The 23,740-nt window shown below is 34.4% G+C and carries 24 protein-coding genes; 13 read left to right on the plus strand and 11 right to left on the minus strand.

Annotation, left to right across the window (positions count from 1 at the left end; all coding sequences use genetic code 11):
- Positions 1-4 precede the first annotated feature (4 nt).
- From NCC77_RS16650 to NCC77_RS16665, 4 genes are all read left to right on the plus strand, one after another.
- Positions 5-412, plus strand: coding sequence for a cytochrome c (locus NCC77_RS16650; protein WP_250836608.1), 408 nt, complete (start codon positions 5-7; stop codon positions 410-412).
- Between the two features lie 5 nt (positions 413-417).
- Positions 418-972, plus strand: coding sequence for a YceI family protein (locus NCC77_RS16655; protein ID WP_250836609.1), 555 nt, complete (start codon positions 418-420; stop codon positions 970-972).
- Between the two features lie 117 nt (positions 973-1,089).
- Entirely contained in the window at positions 1,090-1,485 is a 396-nt protein-coding gene (locus tag NCC77_RS16660) for a hypothetical protein (protein WP_250836610.1), read from the plus strand.
- Between the two features lie 113 nt (positions 1,486-1,598).
- A complete protein-coding gene (locus tag NCC77_RS16665) occupies positions 1,599-1,844 on the plus strand; it encodes a hypothetical protein (protein ID WP_250836611.1) in 246 nt (81 codons plus the stop codon).
- Between the two features lie 101 nt (positions 1,845-1,945).
- Here NCC77_RS16665 and NCC77_RS16670 read toward each other — a convergent pair whose 3' ends face one another.
- Positions 1,946-2,329 (minus strand): winged helix-turn-helix transcriptional regulator, encoded by a 384-nt coding sequence (locus NCC77_RS16670; RefSeq protein ID WP_250836612.1) that lies wholly within the window; start codon positions 2,327-2,329, stop codon positions 1,946-1,948.
- Positions 2,330-2,428: 99 nt separating this feature from the next.
- On the opposite strand from NCC77_RS16670, the gene NCC77_RS16675 reads away from it, so the two are divergent.
- From NCC77_RS16675 to NCC77_RS16690, 4 genes are all read left to right on the plus strand, one after another.
- On the plus strand, positions 2,429-2,869 hold the full coding sequence (locus NCC77_RS16675; protein WP_250836613.1) for a nuclear transport factor 2 family protein: 441 nt from the start codon (positions 2,429-2,431) through the stop codon (positions 2,867-2,869).
- A 15-nt stretch (positions 2,870-2,884) separates the two neighbouring features.
- The gene (locus NCC77_RS16680) at positions 2,885-3,247 is read left to right on the plus strand and encodes a DoxX family protein (protein ID WP_250836614.1); all 363 of its coding nucleotides are present in this window, start codon (positions 2,885-2,887) and stop codon (positions 3,245-3,247) included.
- 387 nt (positions 3,248-3,634) lie between these two features.
- Positions 3,635-4,153 (plus strand): hypothetical protein, encoded by a 519-nt coding sequence (locus NCC77_RS16685; protein WP_250836615.1) that lies wholly within the window; start codon positions 3,635-3,637, stop codon positions 4,151-4,153.
- Between the two features lie 303 nt (positions 4,154-4,456).
- Positions 4,457-5,965 (plus strand): PAS domain-containing sensor histidine kinase, encoded by a 1,509-nt coding sequence (locus NCC77_RS16690; RefSeq protein ID WP_250836616.1) that lies wholly within the window; start codon positions 4,457-4,459, stop codon positions 5,963-5,965.
- Positions 5,966-6,020: 55 nt separating this feature from the next.
- Here NCC77_RS16690 and NCC77_RS16695 read toward each other — a convergent pair whose 3' ends face one another.
- Positions 6,021-8,141: a cation:proton antiporter gene (locus tag NCC77_RS16695; RefSeq protein WP_250836617.1), complete on the minus strand. Its 2,121-nt coding sequence runs from the start codon at positions 8,139-8,141 to the stop codon at positions 6,021-6,023.
- A gap of 3 nt (positions 8,142-8,144) precedes the next feature.
- Positions 8,145-8,720, minus strand: a complete 576-nt coding sequence (locus tag NCC77_RS16700) for a hypothetical protein (RefSeq protein ID WP_250836618.1) — start codon at positions 8,718-8,720, stop codon at positions 8,145-8,147.
- A 194-nt stretch (positions 8,721-8,914) separates the two neighbouring features.
- On the opposite strand from NCC77_RS16700, the gene NCC77_RS16705 reads away from it, so the two are divergent.
- Positions 8,915-9,184: a hypothetical protein gene (locus tag NCC77_RS16705; RefSeq protein WP_250836619.1), complete on the plus strand. Its 270-nt coding sequence runs from the start codon at positions 8,915-8,917 to the stop codon at positions 9,182-9,184.
- 109 nt (positions 9,185-9,293) lie between these two features.
- Here NCC77_RS16705 and NCC77_RS16710 read toward each other — a convergent pair whose 3' ends face one another.
- Positions 9,294-11,012, minus strand: a complete 1,719-nt coding sequence (locus NCC77_RS16710) for an FAD/NAD(P)-binding protein (RefSeq protein WP_250836620.1) — start codon at positions 11,010-11,012, stop codon at positions 9,294-9,296.
- A 315-nt stretch (positions 11,013-11,327) separates the two neighbouring features.
- Here NCC77_RS16710 and NCC77_RS16715 point away from each other — a divergent pair, with 315 nt between their 5' ends.
- Complete coding sequence (locus NCC77_RS16715) at positions 11,328-11,834, plus strand: Crp/Fnr family transcriptional regulator (RefSeq protein WP_250836621.1); 507 nt, start codon at positions 11,328-11,330, stop codon at positions 11,832-11,834.
- A gap of 55 nt (positions 11,835-11,889) precedes the next feature.
- Positions 11,890-12,450 (plus strand): DinB family protein, encoded by a 561-nt coding sequence (locus NCC77_RS16720; protein ID WP_250836622.1) that lies wholly within the window; start codon positions 11,890-11,892, stop codon positions 12,448-12,450.
- Positions 12,451-12,498: 48 nt separating this feature from the next.
- On the opposite strand, the gene NCC77_RS16725 is transcribed toward NCC77_RS16720, so the two are convergent.
- From NCC77_RS16725 to NCC77_RS16755, 7 genes are all read right to left on the minus strand, one after another.
- Positions 12,499-14,130, minus strand: coding sequence for a sensor histidine kinase (locus NCC77_RS16725; protein WP_250836623.1), 1,632 nt, complete (start codon positions 14,128-14,130; stop codon positions 12,499-12,501).
- Between the two features lie 6 nt (positions 14,131-14,136).
- Positions 14,137-15,150, minus strand: a complete 1,014-nt coding sequence (locus NCC77_RS16730) for a SpoIIE family protein phosphatase (RefSeq protein ID WP_250836624.1) — start codon at positions 15,148-15,150, stop codon at positions 14,137-14,139.
- A complete protein-coding gene (locus tag NCC77_RS16735; RefSeq protein ID WP_012025122.1) occupies positions 15,143-15,556 on the minus strand; it encodes an anti-sigma regulatory factor in 414 nt (137 codons plus the stop codon). The genes NCC77_RS16730 and NCC77_RS16735 overlap by 8 nt, the downstream gene beginning before the upstream one ends.
- A complete protein-coding gene (locus NCC77_RS16740) occupies positions 15,537-15,935 on the minus strand; it encodes an STAS domain-containing protein (RefSeq protein WP_012025123.1) in 399 nt (132 codons plus the stop codon). Before NCC77_RS16740 ends, NCC77_RS16735 begins: the two co-directional genes overlap by 20 nt.
- An 18-nt stretch (positions 15,936-15,953) precedes the next feature.
- Positions 15,954-16,781 carry an STAS domain-containing protein gene (locus NCC77_RS16745; RefSeq protein ID WP_250836625.1) on the minus strand — a complete coding sequence of 276 codons (828 nt, stop codon included), beginning with the start codon at positions 16,779-16,781 and terminating at the stop codon, positions 15,954-15,956.
- A 129-nt stretch (positions 16,782-16,910) separates the two neighbouring features.
- Entirely contained in the window at positions 16,911-17,567 is a 657-nt protein-coding gene (locus NCC77_RS16750) for a DUF6766 family protein (protein WP_250836626.1), read from the minus strand.
- 25 nt (positions 17,568-17,592) lie between these two features.
- Entirely contained in the window at positions 17,593-17,781 is a 189-nt protein-coding gene (locus NCC77_RS16755; RefSeq protein WP_250836627.1) for a hypothetical protein, read from the minus strand.
- Positions 17,782-18,149: 368 nt separating this feature from the next.
- On the opposite strand from NCC77_RS16755, the gene NCC77_RS16760 reads away from it, so the two are divergent.
- Together NCC77_RS16760 and NCC77_RS16765 are read left to right on the plus strand one after the other, a co-directional pair.
- On the plus strand, positions 18,150-21,389 hold the full coding sequence (locus tag NCC77_RS16760; protein ID WP_250836628.1) for a CheR family methyltransferase: 3,240 nt from the start codon (positions 18,150-18,152) through the stop codon (positions 21,387-21,389).
- Positions 21,390-21,594: 205 nt separating this feature from the next.
- The gene (locus NCC77_RS16765; protein WP_250836629.1) at positions 21,595-23,736 is read left to right on the plus strand and encodes a catalase; all 2,142 of its coding nucleotides are present in this window, start codon (positions 21,595-21,597) and stop codon (positions 23,734-23,736) included.
- Positions 23,737-23,740 lie beyond the last annotated feature (4 nt).

The raw sequence follows: 23,740 nt of genomic DNA on the forward strand, positions 1-23,740 counted from the left end.
AATCATGAAAAAAACAATCGTACTTACAATTTTACTGGCTGTACTGGCAAGCTGCAGCGATTCTGATACAATGCAGGATATCGAACCACAACCTACTACACCAACAAATCCAACGAATCCGACGAATCCGACGAACCCAACAAATCCAACAACTTCGGTTACCTACAGTAAAGATGTGAAATCTATTATTGACGCCAACTGCATAAGCTGCCACTCTAGCGGAAGGTCTGCAGCCTTTAGACCGCTGACCACTTTTGCTCAGGTAAAGGCTGCTGTAGAAAGTGCTGGTTTATTAGGGAGAATCCAACTTCAAAGCGGTCAGCAGGGACTTATGCCTCAAGGCGGAAGAATGGCTCAGGCTAATATTGATCTAATTGTAAAATGGAACACCGATGGTCTAAAAGAAAATTAATTATTATGAAAAAATCATTTATTAATTTCTTTGCGCTACTGCTTATTATAATTGCACATACAGAAGGGGCTGCACAAAAACTGATTACAAAAACAGGAAATATAAAGTTTCAGGCTTCTATGCCTTCTTACGAAGAAGTTGCTGCCGAAAGCAAATCAGTGTCAGCTGTTCTGGATCAAACTACAGGAGATTTTGCCAGTTTGGTGCTTATAAAAGGTTTTCGGTTTAAAGTAGCGCTGATGGAAGAGCACTTTAATGAAAATTATATGGAATCTGAAAAATTTCCAAAAGCAACTTTTAAAGGTAAAATTGAAGATTTTGATAGTTCAAAAATTACAAGTTCTCCTAAAAATTTCACATTAAAAGGAGATCTTACTATTCACGGAAAAACAAAACCAGTCTCTGTGATTGTAAAAATTTCCAAAGCTCCAAATGGAGTTAATGCTATTGGCACATTTGAAGCAAAACCTGAAGATTTTGATATTGAAATACCAAGTCTTGTCAGAAAGAAAATTGCTGACAAAATAAAGATTAATTACAATTTTTTATTAGTTAAATAATTCTTTTTAAGAATCGAATCTATTCAGATTTGCAAGCGTATAAACATGACTAACATTCTGGAGGCCGGTAAACTTATTACGCCGGTCTCTTTTTTTTAACCTTAAATCACATTAAAAATGATCTGTAAAAATTATGTTGTTACGGGAGAAGATGTAAATGATTATATGGTCATGGAAGATACCGCATATATTTCATATACTGTACGATTGTTATACCATTTTTTGTTTCATAACGGGTTTTCAAAAGAAAAGCTTAATTATATGCATTTAGGTTTACAGGAAGGAAATCATGAATTAATTATCCATAAAAACCTGATGTTTACAGAACATTTTTTAGTTGAAATGAAGCATTGTTATATAGCGGATAAAATCAATATTAAAAGCTGCTTTTTTAACACAAAAAACGAATGCTCTGCAGAAGTAATAAAAGAAGTAAAATGGTTTGACGCAATCGGTAAAGAAGTTATTAAAACGCCAAATCAAATTCTTAGACATTTTTATCCGAAAATATAAATTCAATTTAACTGGAGTAATAAGAATAATCTAAGAAGAATCAATTTTCGTATATAATATTAAAGCGATTATATATGGAACCATCTTCTGTTTTTTTTCTAAAAATCCTTAGGATGCTAGCTGGGAAATATAGCATGGGCTATACTTTTGAAGAGTTAACAAAGTTTGTAACAGCAGTGCCTAATATTTCGAAATTTACGGATAATATTGCTGCTGAAAGGGAAAATCAGGCAAAACTTTTGGATGCCTTAGTCTTGATGAACTCTGAAGGTTACATTTTTCTTAATTCAGATACTGATCAAAGTTTAATTACAATAAAAGGTCTTATTGCAGTAAACAATAAGATTTTATGGAATTAACTTTTCAAGAAAACTCATTAAAAATTGAACTGATTATATTGATTAAAAGCTTAAAAAAAGAAAGAGAATTCAATTGAATTCTCTTTCTTTTTTAATTGCACTTATTGTTTTTTACTTTCATTTCGGATTTTTTCCCTATGCTGTATCCCCCATTTAGTCATCGCTCCCACAACTTCTTCCAAAGTTTGGCTGTAAGGAAGCAGTTCATATTCGATACTTACAGGATATCCCACAGCCACTTTTTTAAGTATAAAACCGTTTTGCTCTAATTCTTTAAGCTCACTCGAAAGAACCCTTGCAGAAATACCAGTAACCTGTCTTTGAATTTCTGTAAATCGTTTATTTCCTCTCGCCATTGCAATGATAATCATCAATTTCCATTTCCCTTCAATGGCATACAGCGCATCAGAAACTGCCATAAGTACAGTGTTGCATTCTTCCGTAAATTCCTTGTTTTCGACCTTTTTCTCTTTTGATTCTGACATAACTATCATTTTACAAGTCACTAACCTTTTGGTAACGACTAACAAATTGTAAGCAAATGTACTCTAATTTTGCTAAATAATTTTAAAAATAATAAAATCATGACACTAGAAAATCTAAAAGCAAAAGAAGAATTAAGAAGCCTAATCGATGATTACGCTACTTTAGGTGACGAGAAAAAAATCTCAGAGGTAATGGATTTATTTACCCCAGATGTTACTTATAAAGTTTATATGAATGGTGCTTTAGTTTCCTCTGTTTCGCAAAGAGAAAACATGGAAAAAGAATTCAATCAGCATGCCGGACATGTAAAAACTTACTTTACATTGAATGGACAGCATAAAGTAAAAATCGATGGAGATACTGCTTCGGGCATTTCTTTCTCTCAATTAAAGATGATTAGAGAAGTGGAAGGAAAAGATATTCTTTCAGAATACAGCGTTAAATATGAGGACGAATATGTAAACCATAATGGAAAATGGCTGATAAAGAATCGTATCGGGCATTTTATTATGATAGAAGTTAGAGAACTTGCTAATTAATTTCATTAAACACCGATGAAAACTAAAAAATATCTTGCAACCGTGCTGCTCGTGTTAACTACTGTGATGGTAGTTTTAAGCGGTCTTATGAAAGCCGTTCAGCTTCCGTGGTCCGTTAATGGACTCGTAAAATTCAATCTGCCTCATTCAGCGATAGCCCTCGGTTTGATGGAGATGACTTTTGCGGTCTTATTTATCTTTCCCAAAACCATGCGCATCGGTTTTATCCTGCTTTCCTGTTATTTTGCTGGAGCAATAGCAACAGAATTATCACATGATGGTTCAATGCTTAATCCGGCGATACCCTTGTCCCTAATATGGATCACAGCATTTCTTCGTGACAAATATATGTTTGTAGGAGCTCCGAAATCAGTATAAAAATCAAAAAATGAAAAGAATATTAGAAAACAAAGTTGTTGTCATAATTGGTCCATCTAAAGAAATTAGTACTGGTATTTTTTTGCTTCAGACGAAGCAAAAATAATTACAGGACAAACTGTAGAAGTATCAGGCGGATTCAAGTAAAACAAATAGTATAAGTGGCAATTTTAAAAAGAGAGAACTTTTCGGGGTTCTCTCTTTTTATTTGAATGAGATTTTACAAAATGATGTTCAATTTAGATTATTTTTTTTATACGATTTTAATAATATGTAAATTAGTGTTTAAAGATTTTATGAAATTTAGATTTCTACATCAATCGTTTTGACGTTTTTAAAAGAAATCATTTTCAGAATTAAAAGTAACATCAATTAACTATCATTATCATGAGATTTGGCATTTATATATCAGCATTTTTATTTATAATAATAAGTTCCTGTGAATCCTCAAATGCAGCCGATTTTAAGGAGTTGACTAATCAATGGGAACGTAGAGCTTTTGAAATTACTATTGGAAAAGAAGGTCCAGGAGAAAAGAAGCTTAATTGTCTAGTAAAAGAGGATTACAAAGGAGCTTTAATAGCTGTTGATCAGCAAAGTAAAGAGTTTGACGTACTTATTGATGATGTCAAAAAGCTTTCTACTGACGGCATTCCAAAAGGTGAATCCCTTAAAACTGCCTCACTTGAATACTATCAGTCGCTTAAAGAACTTCACCTATTTGATAGAAAAGAAATAGAGCAGCAAGAAATGCTTCGAACATTAAAGAACAATAAATTGAACGCTGGCCTGAATAACCTTATAACGCTGGCACGACAGAAAAAGATGCTTTATACCGCAGTATATGAGAAGGAAACTCTCCTTCATACTGCGACTGAAAATTTTGATGCTGTTAATGGCTTTTAACAAAGAGTTTTCTTTGAATTTCACCCTATTTGTTATTCCCTTTTTTAGATGAAATTGATATGCTTTCCGCAAAAAAGTATATTCTTATTTGGGTTCAAATATTAATGGGCATTCCAATACTCTAGCAGAACAAAATTTCTCTTTAAAAATTAATCATCATTATATCAAATTTAAAAATCTGCTAAGTATATAAAAAATTGGCAGTTTTTCTTCTTAATTGAAATTATGAAATATTAGCCCGCTTTGATATAACATCTCCAATTTGTTTGATTCTAAATTTGTAATCACCAAAAAATATCCGCCATGTATGATTATGTATCGCTGTTAAAAAACATTGTGGACAACACACCTCTTCCTATCGCTGTTTTAATTGGAACTGATCTTAAAATAGAGCTCGCTAATCCTGCAATGATCTCTGTATGGGGAAAAGGAAACGAGGTTATCGGAAAAAAGTATTTTGATGTACTTCCTGAAACACCCAAACATGAGATAATGACTCAGGCTCTTGAGGTATTAAACACAGGAATACCATTTTATGCAAAAGACAAGCTTATAGATTTAATAGTTGATGGAAAAATAACGCAACATTATTTCAATTACAGTTTTACTCCTCTTTATGGCAAAGATGGAAATATTTACGGTCTGTTAAAAAATGGAACTGATATAACAGATTTGCATAATATCAAGCAGAAGATACAGAGTTCAGACGAAAGACTCCGCATAGCGGTTGAATCTTCTGGAATGGGAACTTACGAAATAAATTTACTCACCAAGGAAACTTTTACTTCTGGAAATTTTAATGAATTATGGTCTGTTGATGAAGCATCAGATACTGAAATGCTTCTCAAAAGGATGCATCCAGAGGATTTACAAATAAGAGAAAAAGCACATCAGGAGGCATTAATTACAGGGAAAATAGTTTATGAGGCAAGGATCATAAATGATGATAAATCGGAAAGATGGGTAAAAGTCAACGGAAAAATCATAAAAGATCAAAATGGAAATGCTTCTAGCATCATTGGAATTATACAGGACATTAGCGATCAGAGAAAGTTTGAAAAAGATCTTCAGCAAAAAATCAAAGAAAGCACTAAAGAGATTAGACAATCAAACGAGAATCTAATTCATTTCGCCAATATGGTTACTCATGACTTAAAAGAGCCTGTACGAAAAATCAAAATTTTTAACGGTTTATTAAAAAAAGAAATTGAAGCTGAAAAAATTGAAAATATAAAAAAATATAGTGATAAAGTGGATCAGTCCGCCGAGAGAATGCAGACCTTAATAGAAGGTACATTAGCTTATTCAACTCTCAACAAATCAATTCAGCAGGTCCAGAAAATAAATCTTAATGAAATAATTGAAAACATAAAAATCGATCTAGAACTTATCATAGAAGAAAAAGATGCTATTCTTGTTACAAGTGAACTTCCTGAAATAGAAGGAGCTCCTATTTTAATACACCAGTTATTTTATAATCTAATACACAACGCTTTAAAATTTTCTAAAGAAGATGAACCTCCCAGAGTTATAATAACATTTAACATTGTAGAGCATGAAGGCAAAAAACATGTCCAGATAGTAATTAAAGATAATGGTATCGGATTAGACACCGCATATGCGGAACGAATATTCAATGCCTTTGAAAGATTACATTCCAAAGACGATTACGAAGGAACCGGACTTGGCCTTGCCCTGTGCAGAAAAATAACCGAAAGACATAACGGAACTATCACTGCTGCAGGAAAGGAGAATGATGGTGCCGAATTTACTGTAACTCTTCCCCTAAACCAAGGAAAAAAAACTATTTAAAATATATTTCGTAATACAACCTTTAAGTTGTGTTACTCCGATCAAGCTAAATTCTTTACTTAAAAATTCGGCCGATAATGTTCCCGATATCAGCAAAATCATCAAGGTTGCTTACCGCTCTTTTTTCTGTAACGGTATTGTCAATTTTTGAGAAAGGATAAATTACTATATAATTGTTATTGCTGAGTTTTTTATTTAAAATTTCAGGCACTTCTTTCATCTGAGGAAAATAAGAATACATGCCTCTGTCGGCCATTAAAATAATAAGCGCCTCGTCTTCTTCCAGACTGCCTGCAGTCTGTTCGGCTTCTTGCCATGAAGCTACAGCAATAAAAACAGCTTCTATATTAGATTTTTTAATGATACTTTTTAATACAGTAATAGTTCTCTCATTTGCGTAAAAACTCATTTTAGCACCCGAATTTTTTGCGATATTCCAAATTCTCAATAAAGAATGGAAAAATCCCGGTTCTTTTTCTGCATCCGCAGGAATTAGCACAACATACTTTTTAATGGTTGACACCGGCTGTACTGCATGATAGATAATTAAATTTATATGCTTGTTCTGCAGATAACCGTTATAAAGATTATAAATAAATGAAGATGAAAATCCTTTTTCTTCTTCAAGACCAATAAGCAGATCAGTAATATTCTGTTCTTTCACCACATTATTAATCCCCGAAATTACATCATTATCATGGCGCGTTATTGGATTTAGTTTAACGTCAGCCGCCGCTGCCATATTTACGGCCGCACCCAGCAGCTTTTCTGCATTTTTTTGAGATGATTCACTTTTATCTTCGTTAATCACATTGAGTGCAAAAAGGTTGTCTTTATTGCTTCTGCTTTTTATAAGAAGCCCTAGATTAACCATTTTTTCAACCGTATGCTCATGATTTACAGCCAGCAGAATTTTCTCTTCTTCATCACCCTCACCTGCCGCGGTTTCTTCTCTATCAGCATCGGCAATCCTCTGGGCACTTGCCATTGACACAAATGATGAAATCGTACACGAAACCAATATAAGCAGGATACTGCCATTAAGCACATGTTCATTTAAAAGCCTCACAGGCTCTCCAGCTTCATTTTCTGATAAGATAATATTATATCCTACCATTACAGAAGCAAGTGTTGCCGCTGCAGAAGCTGCGCTCATCCCAAAAATAAGCCTGCCTTCATCATCTGTAAAATTAAATGTCTTTTTAGTTAAAAAAGCAGCTACATATTTCCCTCCTATTGAAGCTATAAGCATAACTGCAGCTACTCCTAGCGTTTCCCAGCTCTGGATAAAAGCATTAAAATCAATCAGCATACCGACGCTAATCAGGAAAAATGGAATGAAAATAGCATTTCCTACAAATTCTACCCTATTCATAAGTGATGAAGTGTGCGGTATAAGTCTGTTTAGGGCAAGACCTGCAAAAAATGCTCCAATAATCGCCTCTATTCCTGCTAGTTCTGCCAGTAAAGCCGCAAGGTAAATCATTACAATAACAAAAATATACTGGGAAATCTTGTCTTCTACATTCTTAAAAAACCACCGCGCTGCTATGGGGAAAAGAAGCAAAACAACTAAAGCAAATACCAGCATAGAAACAGACAGCGTGACCCAGAAAGAAGTTCCGACTTCTCCCTGCGACATACCCACTACAACAGCCAGCACTACCAGCGAAAGCACATCTGTAATCATAGTTCCGCCAACAGTAACATTTACAGCCAGCTTCTTGGCGATTCCTAGTTTGCTTACCATCGGATATACAATAAGAGTATGTGATGAAAAAAGACTGGCAAATAATACCGAGCTTAAAAGCGAAAAGCGGAGTATATAATAACCGCCTATAAGCCCAAGAGCAAATGGCACAATAAAGGTATACAGCGAAAAAGTAATGCTCTTCCATTTATTTTTTTTAAAGTCCCCCATATCTATTTCCAGACCAGCAAGAAACATTATATAAAGCAGTCCTGTAGTTCCTGTTACCACTACACTGCTGTCTCTGGCAAGAACGTTAAATCCATTTGGACCAATAACTGCACCGGCTATAATAAGCCCCAACAGATGTGGCACTTTTATTTTATTCAATAAAAGAGGAATACATAAAATTATGATGAGTTCGATAAGGAATTTTAGTACCGGATCTTCAATAGGAAGACTGACGTGCTGTATACTTAATAACATAAATTATTTTTTTTGAGGAGTTGTAAGTTCCACCGAGAACCTGGCAGAACAGTTATCCTGTCCGGTAATAGTCTGTGTGCCTTTAACGATATTTTCTTTTATATCATCAAGGACAACAGTCATTTTTACTCTGTTTTTTGAAACACTGTCACTGCTAAATTCAAGCATTATTTTATCTTTCAGGTATTTTGCCTTAAATACACGCACAAGTTTTTTGTTATTTATGACATTCGTATATATTCCAGTGGAATCAGATACAAATTCCCAAGTTTCATTACGCTGATCCCCTATAACATACTGGCTGCAGTCTGATTCTCTACAAAGCATCTTACTATTTTTGAAACCTTTAAGTGATTCGGGCCATTCTGTAATTAATAGATTATCATTACTGACCGTATCTTTTAATGCAAAGATGCTGTCACGCATAGACAGTAGCGCTTTATAATCAGCTTCTTTTTTTTCAAATTCTTCTTCCCTTACAATTAGAGCTTTTTCTCTCTTCAGCAATTCCTGCTCTTTTTTGCTTTCGCATGAGATAAAAATACAGCCAAGAATGAATAATAGAGGTAACTGTTTCATAAATCTTTTTTTTGGATATACAATTTAACCAAAATAAACCGCTATACAAAATAAAAGAACTTTAAAAAACAATAAGCCAGCATTAAAGTTGATAAGGAATTACAATAACTAAAGGCATAAAATGCAAGTAAGAGGCACAGTTAAAAAAGATTAAAGTAAATTAGTGAACTGATTTTCAATAAAAACCAACTGCCATGAAAAAAACTGACTATAATTTACTGCTGAAAAATACAGGAAGTCCGAAAGAATATTCAGATGCAATATATTTAGTTTACATTGAACTTTATAAAACGTCTAAGACCTTCAAAAAAATAATTTCAAAGCATTCTAAAATAGTATCAGAAGCAGAATTCGGCTATATCTGTGAAGTAAGCATGCAAGGAATTCCAGAAATCGTCCGTTCTTTAGCATTAAAAAATCATGCCGTTTACCAGATTGTTAGATTGTGTAAGATTACCAGGTAATATATTATTAAAAATAACTCCAAAATTTAGAGATAAAATTAGATTAACGGAGAGCAAAGCAGACTATCACAAAATTACTTCCAATGAAATTATCACAACTATCACTTAATTAATCTGGCAACAAATTCCTAATGATCTGGAGAGAAGCTGCTTCGCAAAAATCTAAGCCAGAATAATCCGGATTAAGTCCGCCTATATAAGGAACCGCCATAATGTAAAGGTTTTTATTATAAGCGCCATACTGATCAATAACCTGAAAATTGTCATTTATAGCTATCCCTGAAACATTCATAAAATACGCTCCAGCCTCATCTTTTTGCACTATATCTTGATTCTGTATAAAAGCAGCATGGCCGGCTTGGTTAGATTTAAACTTTAAACGTGCAGGACTTATGGCTTTTTGTGACAACAGCGTTTTAAAAGGAAAATCATTATACTCCAAGTGAGGTTGGCCTATACAATCAATAAATGTTTGATAATAAACCGAATGCTTTTTATCATTATCATCGCTGAAGTGATACACTATTCCACCATTAAGCTGGGGTTCGACTGTACTGTCAGAACCTACAGAAATAAGATCAAGTACACCTGCATGATGAAGAGCAAGAAGCTCTTCACAGGATTTCTGAGGGACAAAAGCAATTACAATGGAAATAAGTGGCATGAGAACTTTCTGAAGCCGCTGCATGTCTTCTGCCGAAAGGTATTTTGCAGGATGATTCATCGCAAAACTAAGCACTCCGAGCATTTCTTTCCAATAAACTGATTCCTGTCTTTTAATGGATTTCTCCGCCTCGACATATTCGGCTCTTAAAAGCTGGAAGGGATCCAAACGCTCGCGGAGTTTCATCATTTCTTCCACAAAATCTTCAATGGATAAATCTTTGATACGTTCATAAAAATTATAATCCCTGTCACGGAATATCTCTTTAAAATTCTTTTCAAATACAAAATCAAGCGACAGAAATCCATTATTATTTTTTCTGTGCTCTTCTATTTCATCACTGCTCAATAAAGAATCATTGGAAAGCCGAGAATCTTCCAAATGGAATCGTACAGCAGGAAGCATACCGCTTCTCGAGTGCATCATAATTTTAAATTCGCTGCTTTCAGGATATAAATTGAAAAGCAAGTTACCGTCTTTATCTGATTCAAATGAACCATTATGTCTTGCAATTGTTCTAATAGCATCTATAGCTGTTAAAGAAGAACCTTTCACTGCGATGGCATGATTAAACTTCTGCACTAGTTTTTGAGGAGGATAAGGAGCATCATAATAACCTGGTATTTTTCCTTCATGAGTTCTCGGCCAGTTATGTCCCGTACAAATAACGACAGAATCAAACACCTTTATCTGTCCTTCCTCTGTTTCAAGTTCGATTGTATCGCTTTTCACATCGTACTTAATGTCTGCAACAGCACTTTCGAAATGTACTTCTGAATTAATTCCAGCTTTCGATCCTGCCTCAATCAGCATTTTAAATTGTGCGTCAAGATATTCCCCGAAAAACAATCGGGGAAATACTTTATAATCATTAAATTTTTGGGGATCAATTTTAAATCTTTCAAGCAGTTCCACAGGCGCATTGTGAACCCATTCTGACATTGGAATTACAATATCCGGAATCTCATTGCCTGAAACATTGGTAATATGTTCGTTATTTGCACCTTCACTGCTGTAGGGCATTCCCGAACCAAGTTGTGCTTTACGTTCGAAGATTTCTACTTCAAAATTATTCTTTCCAGATTCAACCAGTCTCTTATACATAAAAAGTCCGCTTGGACCTCCTCCTATAATTGCAATACGTTTTTTATTCTCAGCAGTCATTGAATTTAATTATTATGAGGTTTAGATTTTTTTTGATGGTTTTGATAACAAATACAGGAAGATATTATACCATATTCTGTATGTTATTTTACATTTCAAAATTTTGCAATTTCAACCATTAAATTTAAATCAAATACAGGTCTGCGTCTTACAGAATCCTATCTATAAATTACATGATATCACTTAGTTCAAGTTTAATTAAATTTGATATTTAGCAAATACGTTTGAAAGATGACTAAATTTATGAGAACAATTTGAATCTAATTTTAGATTTTTGCCAGCATAGCGAATACCAAAATCACAAACAAAGAAAAAATGAAAGAAATCATAGCACTTTCAGACCAAGAGATAACCATTAACAGAAATGAATTTCTGAAAATAAATGGCAGTATAGATACCAATTTATACTATATAGAAAGTGGCAGCGTGAGAATTTTTATTTTAGACGGAAGCGATGAACAAAACATTCGATTTGGATATAAAGAAAACTTTGTTGTTTCTCTCGATTCTTTTCTAACGGAACAACCTTCTAATTTGTGTATTCAGGCCATAAAAAAAACAGTTTTAAAAGTGGTAACCAAAAAACAGATTGATGATTTTTTAGCCTTAAAAAATAACGCAATTTTATGGGTCAAAATTTTGGAAAATCTTGCAGTCCAACAGCTGGAACGCGAAATTGACCTTCTGAAAAATTCGCCGAAAGAAAGATATGAAAGAGTCTTAAAACGAAGTCCGCAGCTATTTCAGGAAATTCCAAACAGACATATTGCCAATTATTTAAGAATGAGTCCTGAAACTTTATCACGCCTCAAAAAGTCTTGATTTCAATCAAGGTTTATAAAAATCTATTTTTTGACCTTTACATAAAATTAAAATTATGCAGTCAGAAAAATTTATTGAAGCTCTTTTAGAACAGACAAAACAGATTTTAAAGGAAGCCGAAAAACTAAAAACTTACGATTTAAATGTATTAACATGGAAAGAAGATGAGATTTCCTGGAACATTCTGGAATGCTTGGAACACCTCAACAAATACGGAAATTTTTATCTGTCGGAAATAGAAAACAAAATCAAAAATTCTGACTGTAAATCTGAAATTGATTTTAAGAGCGGATTTTTAGGCAGTTATTTTGCAAAAAGTATGCTACCTAAAGAAAAATTAAATAAAATGAAGACTTTTAAGGATAAAAATCCTTTAAATGAAAACCTTGACAAAACGGTTATTGACCAATTTATAAACCAGCAGTACAAATTACTGGATTTGTTGCAACAATCGCGAAATGTAAGCTTGAATAAAGTAAAAACTAAAATATCGATCTCTAGACTAATCACTCTAAAACTTGGCGATACTTTTGAGTTTTTCATTAATCATATTATCAGACATTTAAAGCAGATTGAAAAAATACAATTGGCAGCTAAAAATACCTTAACCTTATAAAAATCATTAAACAAGACTCCAGAATATAAAATCAGTAACAATCAAATGCTAATCCTTTGGAAGATAAATCCAAAAAGTTGTTCCTTGTCCTGGTTTACTGGTGAAATTAATAGTCCCATTGTGGTTTTCTACAATACGCTTGCACAATGCCAGCCCGATACCGTTTCCGCTGTACTGATCTCTTTGATGAAGCCGCTGGAACATATCAAAAATGCGGCCTGAATATTCGCTGTCCATTCCAATTCCATTATCTTCAATTGAAATGACATAAAAATTACCTGAAGGAGCTGCAGGATCAAAAGTGGTGTCGCTTTTAGATGAAATTATACGGGAAGATATATTTACTGTTGGCTGTGCTGAATTAAATTTTAATGCATTATTTATTAGATTATAAAACAGCTGTCGCAACTGGGTATCAATTCCATTAACAACCGGCAACGGACTCAAATTTATCACCGCTTTTTTTTCTTCCTTAATAAGACTCAGATCTTCTAAAGTCTGTGCGGCGACATCATTAAGATCAACTTCTGCGGTAAATTTATCATGATTATTGACACGGGAGTAATTAAGCACATCTGAAATTAAATTAGATAATCTGCCGGCTGCCAAAGTAATTTTATCAAAATAATAAAGCGTTTTTTGCTGCTCGGTTAAATGTTCTGCTGCTCTTGAAATCATAATCATGATTTTTCGCAGTGGTTCCTGCAGATCATGACTTGTTATAAAAGCAAACTGTTCCAGTTCCTTGTTTTTGAATTTCAGCTTTGAATTTGCATTTTCCAGCTCAAGCTGCATCTTTCGCAGCTCCGAATTGTCTTTTAAAGCTTCAACAATCATTTTCTGGGCATGATTATTTACAAAATAAATAAGCCAGCTGCTAATCGAACCGTCTTCAGATTTATTAGGCATAATAGAGACATTATGCCAGATATAATTATCCTCTTTTTTAATTCGAATATCAGCAGAAAAATCTCCTTTGCTTTTTTTTGTATTACTCCATCCTTCAACAATTAGCGGTACATCATCATGATGTATAAATGTTGCTAGACTTTTTTTATCAAAAACCATTAAAGGAACTTTTAGATAGCTTTCAAATGCATTATTTGCTACAAGCACATTGTTTCGGTCGTTGACAATGCAGATTAAAACAGGAATTGTATCGACCAGAGTTCTGTAGCGGTTTTCACTTTCTCCCAGTTTTTCTGAAAGCGCTACAAGTTCAATATTCTTTTTTCTGATTTCATCATAAGCAGAAATGGGCGGTTCATACTTGAAGTAATCTACAAGAGTATTTATTTTGGCATCTGAAAGAAGTCCGGGTGAAGGAACCTGATGGCTTAAAGTTGTTACCGATTTGTTATCGGCATAATTGTATTCTATATTGCCCGATATTTTGGCGGCATATTTATAGGCTTCGGGGTTGCATTTTTTAAGATCGACCTTATCGGTAAGCACAGCCAATATTTCTTTGTGACTCGCTCTGATAATATTGATTCCCAATACCAGCACCGAATTTTTTCCATTGGCAATGGAACATCTTGCCACTTCTGAAACCGCCGTAGAAAAACGAGTCTGTGACGGCACAGGCATACCACACATTTCAGCAATTTTCATGGAACGCTTGTGAGCCAGTATGAGGTCCATTTCATTGTCAAGATTAATTTTTACAATTTCCTTCATAAAGCCTTAAATTATTTTTCCAACCAAAATTGTAGCATCATCAGTTCCCCTCACATTATCTTTATATAAGGCAGAAGCAATAATAGCCGGACTCTGTTTAATTATAGAATTAAGTTCATTTAAATTCCATCTTGTTCTCAGTCCGTCACTATGCATTATAATAATTTGATGTTTTTGGTAAGGAACAATAGTGCTGTTTATAGTACGTGGAATATTATGACCGATTATGCCATTATATGGCGTATAAGTTTTGTTGTCTAGTCCGTTATAAATACGTGTGTTGATATTACCAATACCGCAGATATTCCAGCTTTCTGCTTCATAATCAACGGCAGCAATAGTAGCAACAAGCCCTCTGCTTTTTTTAACATGCTCATGAACATATCGAAGCACTGCCACAGGATCATTTTCTGTACATTGTTTAAAAGCTCTAATTGCTTGTTCAACTGCTTCGTGGGCATTTGCCCCGTGTCCTAATCCATCTCCAACAAAAATCTGAAAACCTTTTTTGGAATATTTAATATGATGTCCGTCTCCGCATACTCGCTCGCCTGGATAGTTTACGCTTAATGCGGACAGATCCAATTTTGTAGTTGAATTTGGGATCGAACAATCTGGTTTATCACAGATTTTAATATATTGGACAGTTCCCCATCCGCGCATAGAATAAATCTGAAAATCATTGCTTAATCTCTTAATAGCACCAATACCTTGACCAAGTGTGCTCGAGGTAGAATAGCCATCTTTCATTATCTTGGAAATATTGTCAATACCAGTTCCTTTATCCAGACAGTATATTTCTATTTCATTAAAGCTTCCATTATGATGTGCTCTGTAAAGCAGATCTCCACCGCCTGCATATTTAATAAGATTAGAAGTAATTTCGGCAATAATAATATCGATTTCAGCAGCTCTGTGTGGTTTAAAACCTAACTGAAGTGCTAAATTATGTATCTCTCGTTTAATAAAAGCGATAAGACTTCTATCGTCAATTTTGTAAACGGAAAAAGTATTATCCATTTTTCCACTTTATTATAGTAACGGTTGTACCGTTTCCTAATTCTGTTTGTATATCAAATTCGTTTACTAGCCTTTTTGTACCCGGCAGGCCGAGACCTAAACTTTTTCCAGTACTGTAACCATCCTGCATGGCTAGAGAAATATCTTTTATGCCCGGTCCTTTATCAATAAAAGTGACGCGTACTCCAAGATCACGGCCGTTGCTTACAGATTCTATAATAACCTTTCCTCCTCCGCCGTATTTCAGAAGATTACGGACAAGTTCGCTCGTAGCAGTAATCAATTTGGTTTGATTTAAAATACTCATTCCAATTTTTACGCCATACTCCTTTACGCGGTTGCGTAATGGAACTACATCCTGCTCTTTTACTATGAGCAGTTCTTCTTTATTCGTTGCTGTCGTCATACGTCTGCTCCTCGTTATCGCCATTGTACATTTTCGCGCGAAGCAAATCCATGCCTTTCTCAACATTTAAGGCACTAATAACACCGTTTAAAGATAATCCAAGTTCAACCAATGTAATAGCGACTGCAGGCTGCATGCCCACTACTACTGTTTGTGCATCCATGATTTTTGACATAACGGCAATATTTCCTAAAATCCTTCCCATAAAGGAATCGATAATAGAAACCGCTGATATATCAATCAAAACGCCCTTTGAATTATTCTTGTTTATAGTATTTATTAAATCAGATTCAAGATTTTCAGCCAATTGGTCATACAAATCAACCTGTATGGTAACAAGCAGAAAATCTCCCATCTTGAGTATTGGAATTCTTTCCATGTCAGTAATCTTAATTCGTTATTTTCTTTTCACAACCGTAAGCTGTAACATTTCAAAGGCTGTTTGAAGAGCGCTTGCAAGCGAAGCTTTTGTAATAATTCCAGTAAGATCTATTCCTAAATGCACCACAGTCTGTGCAATTTCAGGGCGGATACCGCTGATTATGCACTCTGCTCCCATTAATCTCGTTGCACTCACCGTTTTTATAAGATGCTGTGCTACCAATGAATCTACCGCCGGCACACCTGAAATGTCAAGTATGGCAATAGAACTGCCTGTATCTACAATTTGCTGCAAAAGATTTTCCATTACCACCTGTGTTCTGGAACTGTCAAGGGTACCGATAATAGGAAGTGCTACAACACCATCCCAAACACGGATAACCGGTGTCGAAATCTCACTAATCTCGTCAATCTGTCTTGAAATGACATCTTCACGTCCTTTCATATACGATTCAAAAGTTAAGATTGTCATGTTATCCAGGAGCGTAGATAATTGTAAATTAGCGTTGTATAATTCTGTAGGATCAGATGCTGTTTCTGAAAGAATTTTAGAAGCTGCTTCTTTAAAAGCAATCAGATATTGTGCATTTTCGCGGGGAGAAAAACCACGTCTGCCTCTAGAACTTGAAATTCCGATTAACAGGTCATGAACTTTTTCGAATTCGTGCGATTCAGTATTTCCGTTTGAATGCTGTAAAGCATCTAGAAAAAGAGCGGCGAACTCCTTTGATTCTTCTTCTTCTGTTGCTCCGTCAGTAGATCCGTTTGCTTGTAAAAGCTGAGACCATGTGGTCAATAATTTGTTTTGGTGCTCTTTCAAGCTTCCCAGGAGATTGTTCTGCATTTGTTGTGATATTTGGATATTCATGTAAATGTAGAGAATTAATATTAGCAAAACTCTTTAAATTCAGAAAAAACTTGTAAAAAAACATCACTTTATTCTTTCATCAATAGCCGGATTTTTTTTGTAAAATTATTCTCCTGTCTGTATATGGGGAGCATCTACAGGTTTAGACTGTGAAGAACCGATCTGTCTCAGATAAATGGAAAAAATGACTATAGCAAAAACCGACAAAAATTCGCTCTGCCAGTTCTGGAATGACTCAAACCAAAACCGCGAATCTCCTATATATGCCGAGGCAGTTTCCAGAGGCAGGCCTTTTAATGCCAGTTGCTCATTTTCATCTTTTAAACTTCCATAAAAATGTGCTGCCATTGAAATAAAAAACAATAAAAACAAGGCGATACTTAGAGAATGCTTGTACACAGCTAATATCCAGCCTCCTTTTGTAACAGGCCATGGAACATTTTTTCTTTTAGCTGATGGCTCTCTGTCTACTTCTTCTTCTTTATCTAAATCTTTAGATTCTGAAGAACCTTTCTGCTGCAAAAAAATTGTCAGCACCACTAACAAAGCCATCTGCAGAAATTCACTTTCCCAATTTTCAAATGTAGATTCTATAAAATGCCCTGTTGAGAAATAAGAAAATAAACTGATTGGTGAGGTGCCATTTTCTGTTAAATCTTTATTGTGTTCTACAAATCCAAAAAAAATCTGTCCTATAAATGAGGCTATAAATAGTAGAAAGAAACAAATCGAAAGTCCATTATTACGTAAAAATTTTTTCATGATTTTAATTGTAAAAGATTGCAAACTATTGTTTTTCTAATTCATCATCTTCCGCAGGCAGTAATTGAGATTCCATGAATTTCCCCTTTACAATAGTTCCTTCTTCATCCTCCCACTCTGTTATAACATTCTCTATCAAATCGGGTTCAAAACCAACAACCTTCATCACCTGTGTTCCAAATTCCTGCTGCACCTGTTGTCCTTTTTTATACATGATATTTTATATTTAATAATTCAAAATGTGTTTACTTCCTCCTTCAGAATAAACAATTATGCCATTCAATTTCAAGACTAAAGGTATAGAAGCTCGACCGGACTAGTTTTATATCATTACTATGTATTATTTACATTATTCCCCTCAAAAAACTAAAAAACTATATTTCAATAACTCAACAGTATTGACATATTTAATTAGTACAGATGTTAATTATGAAAACACCAAGGTCAATTTTATAAAAAGAACTCCAATCTCTTTCCTAAATTTACGGGTTATGTCCTAACAATAAATATCTAGAATTCTATAAAGAGATTCAGTATAATTTTTAAGCATAATGAGTATTTTTCATTTAAAACTTAAAATGCATGAACACATCGGAAATAGAAACCACAGCATCATCAAATTTATTCCCTATTGTTGGTATTGGCTCGACATCAGCAGAAATTGAAATATTAAAGACGATTATTTCTGAGATACCTGAAGTGTCAGGAATGAGTTATCTGATTATAGAAAATTTATATTTCCCTCAATCCAAAAAACTAGCCGAGCAGCTCGCAACATATTCTAAAATTCCTGTTGCCGAAATTGTCAGTGAAATAGAATTAATTCCAGACCATATTTACATTATTCCTGAAAACAATTTTTTGTTTTTAGAAAATGGCATACTAAAACTTAAACCTCGAACACGTAGTAGCAGAGTAAACAATTGCATGGATTTATTTTTCGAATCCCTTTCCTCTGTTTACAACAGCTATGCCTTTGGAGTAATCCTTTCTTCAAATCCGATTGATGGTGCGGCGGGACTTAAAAAACTAAAAGAATATGGCGGTGCGACTATTGCTGTTTTATCTAATAAAAATCAAAATGACACAGCAGAATTTATAGATTATTTTGCATTACCTGAAAAAATTGTTTCTAAATTACTTGAAGTACAAAGTAGTTATTTGGCCGCTCACGCTTATTTTGAAGAAGAAACATCAGATCGTGATCAAGAGTTGTTTGAAGAAATTATAGCTCTTGTATCTGTAAGGTCAGGCACCAATTTTTATCATTATAAATACCAAACCCTACGAAGACGTATCGCCAAAAGAATGGTAAATACTAGGCAAGATAGCATCGAAAAATATTTGAATCTACTCAAAAGCAGTACTAGCGAACAAGATTTATTGTTTTATGATTTCCTTATACCTGTTACTTATTTCTTTAGAGATCAACTGTATTTTGATAACTTATGTTCTACCGTTTTTCCTTCTATCATTGAAAATTTAAGCAATAAGAGTTTAAGAATTTGGTCTGCAGGATGTTCAACTGGCGAAGAAGTGTATTCTCTGGCTATCTGCATTGATGAATATCTTAATAAAATAAACAATAAGGATATTCAGGTTCAGATTTTCGCTTCCGATTTGTCTGAAAAATGCATCGCAAAAGCCCGCTCTGGAATATATACTTTACAAGATGTAAAAAATATAAGTGAAGAAAGAATCGAACAATACTTTACTAAAAGAGACAGCGGTTATCATGTTAATAAAAACATTCGAGATAAATGCGTTTTTGCCCTGCATGATCTGACTAAAGATGCGCCTTTTGCAAATATAGATTTAATATCATGCCGAAATGTACTGATATACTTTGATTCACAATTACAAAATCAAATATTTGAATCCTTTCATTATGCGCTTAAAGACAAGGGATATTTGTTCTTGGGCAGATCGGAATCGGCAAACAATGTTCAAAATTTGTTTGCTATAATAGAAAAAAAGGATAAGATCTATATTCGAAAACAGGATGATATTAAACGTAAAATCTTCCATTCCGATTTTAATTCTGTTGTTAGCAGAACAAAAAACACTTCCCTCCTAACAAGCAATGAAATAGATTATAGAAAAATTGCCGCAGATATCCTTTTAGAGCAATATTCTCCTGCCGCTGTAATTATTAATGAAGAATTAGAAATAGTTCATTTTCATGGAGATACCAGCCCCTTTTTACAGCCGCCTGTTGGAAAACCGAGCTTTAATATTTTAAGTATGGTTTATGAAGAAATTGGTTTCGAATTAAGAAATGCGATTTTAAAAGCCCGTAATGAGAAAAAAAACTTTTCTGGAGAAAATATTAGCGTAAAAAAACAATCTTTTTTAACCTCTTTTGAAGTTATATTTCTTCCTTCAAATATCGAATTATTATTGATTATTTTTTGTAAAAAAACGGTTTCAACTGCCGAACAAAATCGAACTGGCGAAAATAGAACCGAAGAATTAGAAAGACAGCTACTGCAGCTGAGGGGTGATTTTAAAAGAGTTACCGAAGAACAGCAGATTTATTTTGAGGAACTGCAGACCACAAATGAAGAATTACTGAGCAGCACTGATGAACTGCAACTTATAAATGAGCAACTCGAAACTTCGACAGAAGAGCTTCAGTCTAATAACAAAGAATTATCTTATATCAATTTTGAACTTCAGGACGGTCGTGATGAACTCGCATCAATGCGCAATTTTTATGAATCGATTGTAAAAACCATAAGAGAACCTTTAATTATTATTGATAAAAATTTTATAGTCAAAAATGCCAATCCATCTTTTTACAAATATTTTAAAACCCACGAAGAAAATACAGAAGGCTTTTCAATTTTTGATATAATAAACGGCCAATGGAATAGGCCGCAATTCAAAGAAACTGTTTTAAAAAAACTGGCTCAAAACAATATCGTCGAAAACTTTAAAATAGAATTTCAATCTTCTGCCGGTGAGAAACAGATCATGATTCTAAATGCATCTCCCATTTTAAACTCTGTTCCTGAAGGCATGATTCTTATTGCCCTAGAAGATATTACAGAATTAGAACACAGTGGCGAATCTTTAAAAAGCAAAAACACAGAACTCCTCGACCATAACAAGCAATTAGAATATTTTACAGATGCTGCCAGCGGCAACTTACTAGAGCCCATTAGAAAAATATATATGTTTGGAAAAAAAATTTTAGACAATGAAACCAATCTTACTGAATCTGGCAGACATAATGTAAAAAGATTGCTAAGCTCGGCAGTAAATATGAATCAGCTGATTGAAGACCTTATAGATTATTCAAAAATAAACTTTTCTAAAAAAGAATTTAAAAAGACAGATCTTAATATACTTCTCAAAAAAACTGTAAGTGATTTAAAAAGAGCAATTAATGTGTATAATGCTGTTATAACAAATGATACTCTTCCAACAATTGCAATTATAGCTCCACAAATACAGCTACTGCTTAGGCATTTAATTTCCAATTCAATAAAATATACCAAAAAGGATACTGCGCCCGAAATAAAAATTGGCATCTCTTATCCTGAATCTGAAGAAATTATAGAATTAGGCGCCGACTCTAAAATTAACTTTATAAAGCTTTATGTAAGTGATAACGGAATAGGCTTTAATGATGATTTTGAGAAATTGATATTTGCTCCCTTTTATAAACTTGAAAGCAATGATTTGCAATATGGAAGCGGACTAGGGCTGGCCTTGGTGCAAAAAATAGTTTCCAATCATGGCGGTTTTATTAAAGTCTCAAGCAAACCTTCTGTAGGAACAACAGTTAGTGTCTATCTTCCGTTACTTGAAACCTAAATTTTAAAAAAAATAATCTCATTTATTTTTATTTATCTGAATTACTGGTAATTGTAGAACTATAAATTGTAAAAGTATAAAAACGTCACATTAGTATAATATACTTTTGATAGAAAGAAAAATCACAACTCTAACTAACTATAAATCTGTAAGTAAGGGTTTTGATTCTTCAAAATTTCAAGGTATTTAACTAATATGATATTTTATGAAAAATTTTCAAGACGAAAAACAACGCGATTTATCAATCAACAAATCAGATGGCACAAATAAATTTCTGACTACAGATCAAGGCCTTAGAATTAATGATGATAATAATTCGCTGAAAGCAGGCGAAAGAGGTCCTTCTCTACTCGAGGATTTTATTCTTAGGGAAAAAATAACGCATTTTGACCACGAAAGAATTCCGGAACGAATTGTGCACGCGCGCGGTTCAGGAGCTCACGGATTTTTTGAAGTTACAAATCCAATTCCAGAATTGACTAAAGCTGGTTTCTTAAAAGAAAAAGGTCTTAAGACTCCTGTATTTACACGATTTTCTACCGTTGCAGGATCAAGAGGTTCTACAGATCTTGCCAGAGATGCCAGAGGATTTGCCGTTAAATTTTATACTCAGGAAGGTATTTATGACTTAGTGGCCAACAATATTCCTGTATTTTTTATACAAGACGCTGCTAAATTTCCAGACCTTATCCATGCTGTAAAACCAGAGCCACACAATGAAATGCCGCAGGCTGCATCTGCGCATGATACTTTTTGGGATTTTATTTCATTGATGCCCGAATCCATGCACATGATTATGTGGGTTATGTCTGATCGTGCCATTCCGAGAAGTTACAGAATGATGGAAGGTTTTGGAGTACACACTTTTAGACTAATCAACGAACAGGAAGAATCTGTTTTTGTAAAATTCCACTGGAAACCCAAATTAGGAACTCACGCTGTTGCTTGGGACGAAGCTCAGAAAATTTCAGGAAAGAATCCAGATTTTCACAGACAAGATTTATGGGAAGCTATTGAAACAGGAAATTTTCCAGAATGGGAATTAGGCGTTCAGGTAATTCCTGCTGAAGACGAAAACAAATACGAATTTGATCTTCTAGACCCAACCAAACTGGTTCCAGAAGAATTAGTTCCCGTTACTATTGTCGGCCGAATGGTTCTAAACAAAAACCCTGATAATTTCTTTGCAGAAACAGAACAGATTGCTTTCCATCCAGGACACATCGTCCCGGGAATCGATTTTAGTAATGATCCTCTTTTACAGGGAAGATTATTTTCTTATACCGATACACAACTTTCTAGATTAGGAAGTCCGAATTTTCATGAAATCCCAATTAATAGAAGTGTTGCTCCCGTTCACAACAACCAACGTGACGGACACATGCGCCAGGAAATCAATAAAGGGCGTGTAAGTTATCATCCAAATTCACTTGGCGGAGGCTGTCCTTATCAGGCTAAAATTGAAGAAGGAGGTTTTGCAAGTTTTAACGAACGAGTTGATGCTCATAAAGTAAGAGAAAGAAGTGAAAGTTTTAACGATCATTTCGGACAGGCAAAATTATTCTTCAACAGCCAGACGCCAGAAGAAAAAAGCCATATTGTAAAAGCATTGCGTTTTGAACTTGGAAAAGTAGAAACTACTGCTATTCGCGTTAGAGTGTTAGGTCTGCTTTCGCAAATTGATGCCACTCTTGCTGAAAAAGTGGCTGCTGGACTTGGAGCAACTGTACCTCCAATTTTGGAAACACCGATTAATAAAGGTGTATCTCCAGAAAACGAAGGCGGACCTCAAGAATCGCAAACAGTTGAATCTTCTGTTGCTTCTTCTGAAGCATTGAGTATGATTAAAAATCCAACGAATTCACCAACGATTGCGTCTAGAAAAGTAGCAATTATTTGTTCTGACGGAGTTTCTGAAGCAGCTGTGTTGAATATCAAAAAAGCACTTAAAAAAGAAGATGCCAAAGGATGCATTATCGCACCTCATCTTGGATCTATCGTAACAGATGCTGACGGTGCAATTGCTGCAGAATTTAGTTTCTTAACTGCTTCTTCTGTATTATTTGATGCAGTTTACATTCCACACGGATTAGGATTGAATGCATTGGCTGAAAATGACGATTTACTCGAATTCCTTAATGATGCCTACAAGCATTGCAAAGTAATTGGCGCAGACGGCGAAGCTTCAGAAATTATAAGCAGTGCACCTTTTGCATCAAAAATTACAAATGAAGATGGTGGAATTATTTTGACCAGCGATGTGGCAACCGAAGGATTTGCTCAAGATTTTATCGCTGCAATGACCCTACACCGTTTTTGGGAGCGTGAACCAAACTTATACAATTAAATCA

The organism is Flavobacterium tyrosinilyticum (assembly GCF_023656565.1).
Classification (GTDB): Bacteria; Bacteroidota; Bacteroidia; order Flavobacteriales; family Flavobacteriaceae; genus Flavobacterium; species Flavobacterium tyrosinilyticum.